The organism is Candidatus Aquarickettsia rohweri (assembly GCF_003953955.1).
In the GTDB taxonomy this organism is placed as follows: Bacteria; Pseudomonadota; Alphaproteobacteria; order Rickettsiales; family Midichloriaceae; genus Aquirickettsia; species Aquirickettsia rohweri.
Genome location: NZ_RXFM01000105.1, coordinates 1 through 4,655 on the forward strand (window position 1 = coordinate 1; position 4,655 = coordinate 4,655).

Here is a 4,655-nt window from a genome sequence, read left to right on the forward strand (position 1 = left end):
CTACAAGAATTCTGTGCCATTTATAAAATGTACTTCTCGGCACATTCTTTTGCTTACAAAATTCATATTTACTTACATTACTTTTTTTATATTCTTCTACTAGCTCTTTCCATTTTTCATTACTTATTCTTTTTTTCTTTTTTTCTAATAGCATCATTAGCCTCTATTTTTTTAGGCTTTTGTTCTACCACTTATTTTTATTCTTGCCTAGATGCCCTTATTTTAGCGCTTACATAAAATACATCTCTTGTGACTGTAAGGCTTAAGTAATTCGTTAGCAGGATTTGAAATTTATTTTTAACTTCTTATCTGTAGTTTGGATTAACTTAAGTTACACATAACTTTTTCTAATACTTTTTCTGAATGTATATCCCATATTCCATAGTTTATTTGATTAGTGGTAATATTTACATGTTGTAAATAATGTAAATTAAATGCAAATATAACATTAGCAAGGTGTTTATCAAATAAGCCATTGTAATTTATCTCATACCCAAGCTTTTGCAATTTGTTTTGTAATAGTTCAATATTTTGTCCTTTATCACCTAACTTAAAGATAATTTTATTATTATCTCTTTTTTCTATTTCATGATATATACCATGGCCAAGTATATTTAAAAATTTCCAATCAAATGCAATGCCAGGATCAATCTTTCTTAAATTTCTAGCTGTTATATCACTGTGGCCAATTATATTTTTATCTTGGATTTTAGGATACATTTTTTTTAATTCACAAATTAATTTTGCAAGAGCAAAGTATGTATTATTAGAAAAAGTATTTATATATAATACTTGAACCTTATTATTTAAAAATTTAAGTTTCATACCTTTATTAACAATTTCTATACCAATAGAATATTGATTAATATCATTTTTCCCACTCCAAAAACTTTCTCCTGCATGCCAAGCCTTAAATTCTAAAGGTACTAACTGGTGTATATCTCCTTTTTCACTAATTAAGAAATGGCTGCTTACTTTGCCAGATTTAGTTAATATATTATATGAATCTTTAAATTCCAACTCTATATAGTGAATAATAATTGTATTAATTTCACTACCAAACTTTCTTTTAGAATAATTTGAGTATTTTGTATTAAGCTTTATTTTATGATACATTGTAAAATATATGTGTGTGTTGAAATCTCTGTGATTAAAAAATTTAATTTAATAAAAAATCTTATTGTTGTTTTTATTTTAGGTATAAGTAGTGGTTTACCTTTAGTTATTACAGGTTCAATTCTTAAAGCATTGTTATTTGACTATAACATAGATTTTAAAACAATAGGAGTACTAGGATTAGTTACAACTCCATATTCTTTCAAATTTATTTGGTCACCATTGATTGATTACTTAAAAATTCCCTTTCTAAGTAGACAACTTGGTCATAGAAAATCATGGATATTGATATCTCAAGTTTTTTTAATAATTTTAATTATACTATTTGGTAAGATAAATCCCCAAACTAATATGTTGTGGTTTGCTATATGTGCGTTTTTTCTTGCATTTTTCTCAGCAACTCAAGATATTTGTATTGATGCTTATAGGATTAAAATATTGAATAAAAATGAACAAGGGTTAGGTGCATCATCCACCATTTATGGATATAGAGTTGGTATGATTATATCAGGTGTTGGAGGTTTATATTTAGCTGAGATTTATAGTTGGAAATTTGCTCTTTTTGCAATGGGAATAGTTATATTGTTAACAACATTTGCGACTATTATTGCATCAAAAACAGAGGAAGAAAATTTAGAAAATAAAAAACCATCTTTAGCAGAATATTTTTATAAGCCTATAATGATGTTTATTAAAACTAAAGATTGTTATCTAATTTTAATTATGGTTGCACTATATAAGCTTAGTGATGCATATCTTGGTGCTATGACAACACCATTTGTAATGGATGCAGGATATAGTAAAATAGAAATAGCCAATGCTATGAAAACTTTAGGTCAAATTGGAACTTTCGCAGGAGTTGCTATTGGCGGGTGGCTAGTATTAAAATTAAAGCCAGGTATCAATTTATTTTTTGCTGAAATATTGGCAATGCTTTCAAATTTACCTTTTATTTTAATTAACATTTTACCTAAAAATCTGTATTTACTTGCTATTATTAATGGTTTTGAAAATTTTACAAGCTCAATTAGTAATATTGCATTAGTAGCTTATATAAGTAGTTTAAGTAAAAATAAATATGCAGCAACTTATTATGCGGTTTTAACTTCAATAACAGCTATAGGAAGGACTATTGTCTCATCTTCTTCTGGTTTTTTAGTTGAAAGTGTAGGATGGAACAATTTTTTTGTTATTTCTTCTTTGTTATCATTTCCTTCTTTGATATGTATATATTTATTATTTTTTAGAAAGAAAATTAATGAATAATTACAATAAAAATTTATTAGATATTGTTAAAGTTGAATTATTGAGCAGAAAAACTTCATCAATTGATGAGGTCCTAAAAATAATTTACTTAACTAAAAAGCTCTTAAAAAAGTCTAATATTAATTTTTACGATATTTTTGAACAAGTAATTCGTGAGTTACACCAAGATATTGTTAAAACAATTGAATTAAACGAATATATTTATAACTACTCTAATAAATTAGCGCCGTTAACATATCCTTTGAAGTATAATAAAAATTTTGAGTTATTAGCTGGAGCTTTAGAATTTTGCAAAAATTATACTCATTATATTTTTTCAGATGAATTGGTAAGTGATTTAGAAGATGAAAAAAAATCTTTTACAAGAATTTTATTTAAAGGGCTTGATTCTTATTTAAATTATATAAAAATATTCTATTACTCAATTTTAAATTTAGTTCTAAAAAAAGACTTATTTGCATTTTGTAATGAAAATAAGGTTTTAAATTTAGATTATAGTGCAAATATTCAGTCTACAATATTGCCGAAAAACTTAGATGTAGATAAACTAAATTTTAATATTTTTGAGTGGAAATATTTTTATAAAGATGAATTTAGCCCAAGTCAGGGAGAATTATTATATTTTACAAATGGATATACATTTGGTGGCTCAAGTGAAAATGTTAGATATAAATTAAAAAAGTTTAGAGATGAAGATTGTTTGACATCAATTTTAAAATGGATTGGAGCTGAAGAAGATTTTGATCCTACTATATTACCATCATTTTCAACTTTAGATATTGAAAAATATTTTGATAGTTATAATAATTCTCAAAAATCCAAATTTCAGGATATTTTATCAAAATATATGATTCCTATAAGTAATTTTAGTGAAGCAAAAGTTGGTGATATATTTGCATATAGGGAGTATGATATACAGAGTGAACCACTGAAAAGAAATTATAAACATTCAATATCAGGACATATTGGTGTGATATCAGAGATTGTTAATAGTGTTTCTTTTGAAAATATAAGTTACTCTAGACATATACCTGAGGTAGAAGGCTTGGTATCATCTTTGGAAAATTTAAAATCTTATCCTCATAAGAAATATATGTTTTTTGGATTAAAAAATTATATGTAATATACCCAGAGCTACAGATAAGAATTGCTCTATAAAGACCTAGAAAGCGACCATACAGTAATATTTAGTACAGTTAGGAACAACGATATAGTCATTGCGAACGAATCGTAGATGAGTGTGGCAATCCAGGAAAATTATCAACAAATGTAACAGTAACTCTAGATCACCACAGTTGGAATTGCATTCCTCCCTCGTGATGACAGTTGCGAAGGTTATGGCTCATGATGAGTCGGAGAGATGCTGTGTTTCATGATTGCAAAATTTGATATAAATTTCTTACGTCTTATCTGCAGTTCAGGTTAATTATTGTCAAACATAATTACAAAAAGTATCGATTTCTGTGCAAACTTTATTTTCAAAAGAAACAGATAAATCACAATATTTATCTAAATAAGTGTCTAATTTATCAATAATTGGGTCAATGCTTTTAATACCTTTAAAGTTTTCTAAGGTTTGTTCTATGACATTTTTATTATCACATACTTCTTTAGATAATTTAAAAAATTCCTCTATGATATAATTTGTATCATTTAATATCAAAGATTTAGATTGGTTATTTGATAAATAAATTTCTAATCTGTTATTATTTTCGAGTAAATCAGTGCAGGCTTTTTCTAATTTTATACAAGCTCCAGTTTTTAATGAAGATAAAAAAGTGCATGATTCATCTAAATAAAAATTAAGCTTTTCTATAATAGGTTTAAATTGTGGAAATATTTCAAGAATTTCTAGTTTTTCTTTTATACTTTCCTCTTTACTGCATACACTAATAATAAATTTTGGAAGGTTATCCATTAGGTATTTTAATTCATCTATAATGCCATTTTGGTTCTGTCGCATCTGTTGAAAAGTATAAGAATCTTTGATATTCTGAAAGAAATGATAGATGTTAATAATGCTGAAAGTAGACCCAAAATTAATGAAGTATTTCAAGAATCATGAATATGGTCCAGAAATAATAATGGTATCATTGTATATGAAAGGAAGATATTCTCTAAGTTATAGAGAGATAGAGGAGATAGGCGGGTTGAGAGGATTCGCCATTGATCACGCTACTTTACAAAGGTGGGTAATAAAGTTTATGCCAATACTTGAAGGAAGATTCAGAAAAAGAAAGAAGCCAGTCAATGGTAGTTGGAGAATGGACGAG

5 protein-coding genes and 1 pseudogene are annotated in these 4,655 nt (G+C 26.4%); 3 read left to right on the forward strand and 3 right to left on the reverse strand.

Annotation, left to right across the window (positions count from 1 at the left end):
* Both tnpA and EIC27_RS06200 read right to left on the reverse strand, forming a co-directional pair.
* A partial coding sequence (tnpA, locus tag EIC27_RS08420; protein ID WP_410519448.1) for an IS66 family insertion sequence element accessory protein TnpA occupies positions 1–157 on the reverse strand: 157 nt, incomplete at its 3' end.
* Positions 158–321: 164 nt separating this feature from the next.
* Positions 322–1,116 carry an N-acetylmuramoyl-L-alanine amidase gene (locus EIC27_RS06200; protein ID WP_126045204.1) on the reverse strand — a complete coding sequence of 265 codons (795 nt, stop codon included), beginning with the start codon at positions 1,114–1,116 and terminating at the stop codon, positions 322–324.
* Between the two features lie 30 nt (positions 1,117–1,146).
* Here EIC27_RS06200 and EIC27_RS06205 point away from each other — a divergent pair, with 30 nt between their 5' ends.
* Together EIC27_RS06205 and EIC27_RS06210 are read left to right on the forward strand one after the other, a co-directional pair.
* Positions 1,147–2,382, forward strand: a complete 1,236-nt coding sequence (locus tag EIC27_RS06205; protein WP_162298359.1) for an AmpG family muropeptide MFS transporter — start codon at positions 1,147–1,149, stop codon at positions 2,380–2,382.
* The gene (locus EIC27_RS06210) at positions 2,375–3,505 is read left to right on the forward strand and encodes a hypothetical protein (protein ID WP_126045206.1); all 1,131 of its coding nucleotides are present in this window, start codon (positions 2,375–2,377) and stop codon (positions 3,503–3,505) included. The genes EIC27_RS06205 and EIC27_RS06210 overlap by 8 nt, the downstream gene beginning before the upstream one ends.
* Positions 3,506–3,814: 309 nt before the next feature.
* On the opposite strand, the gene EIC27_RS06215 is transcribed toward EIC27_RS06210, so the two are convergent.
* On the reverse strand, positions 3,815–4,345 hold the full coding sequence (locus tag EIC27_RS06215; protein ID WP_126045207.1) for a hypothetical protein: 531 nt from the start codon (positions 4,343–4,345) through the stop codon (positions 3,815–3,817).
* Positions 4,346–4,391: 46 nt separating this feature from the next.
* On the opposite strand from EIC27_RS06215, the pseudogene EIC27_RS06220 reads away from it, so the two are divergent.
* Positions 4,392–4,655, forward strand: a pseudogene (locus EIC27_RS06220) (IS6 family transposase); the annotation flags it as partial.

Bases quoted from the DNA above. Each gene is read 5' to 3' on its own strand.
- EIC27_RS06210 (WP_126045206.1), top strand. From the start codon at position 2,375: ATGAATAATTACAATAAAAATTTATTAGATATTGTTAAAGTTGAATTA.
- EIC27_RS06200 (WP_126045204.1), bottom strand. From the start codon at position 1,116: ATGTATCATAAAATAAAGCTTAATACAAAATACTCAAATTATTCTAAA.
- EIC27_RS06215 (WP_126045207.1), bottom strand. From the start codon at position 4,345: ATGCGACAGAACCAAAATGGCATTATAGATGAATTAAAATACCTAATG.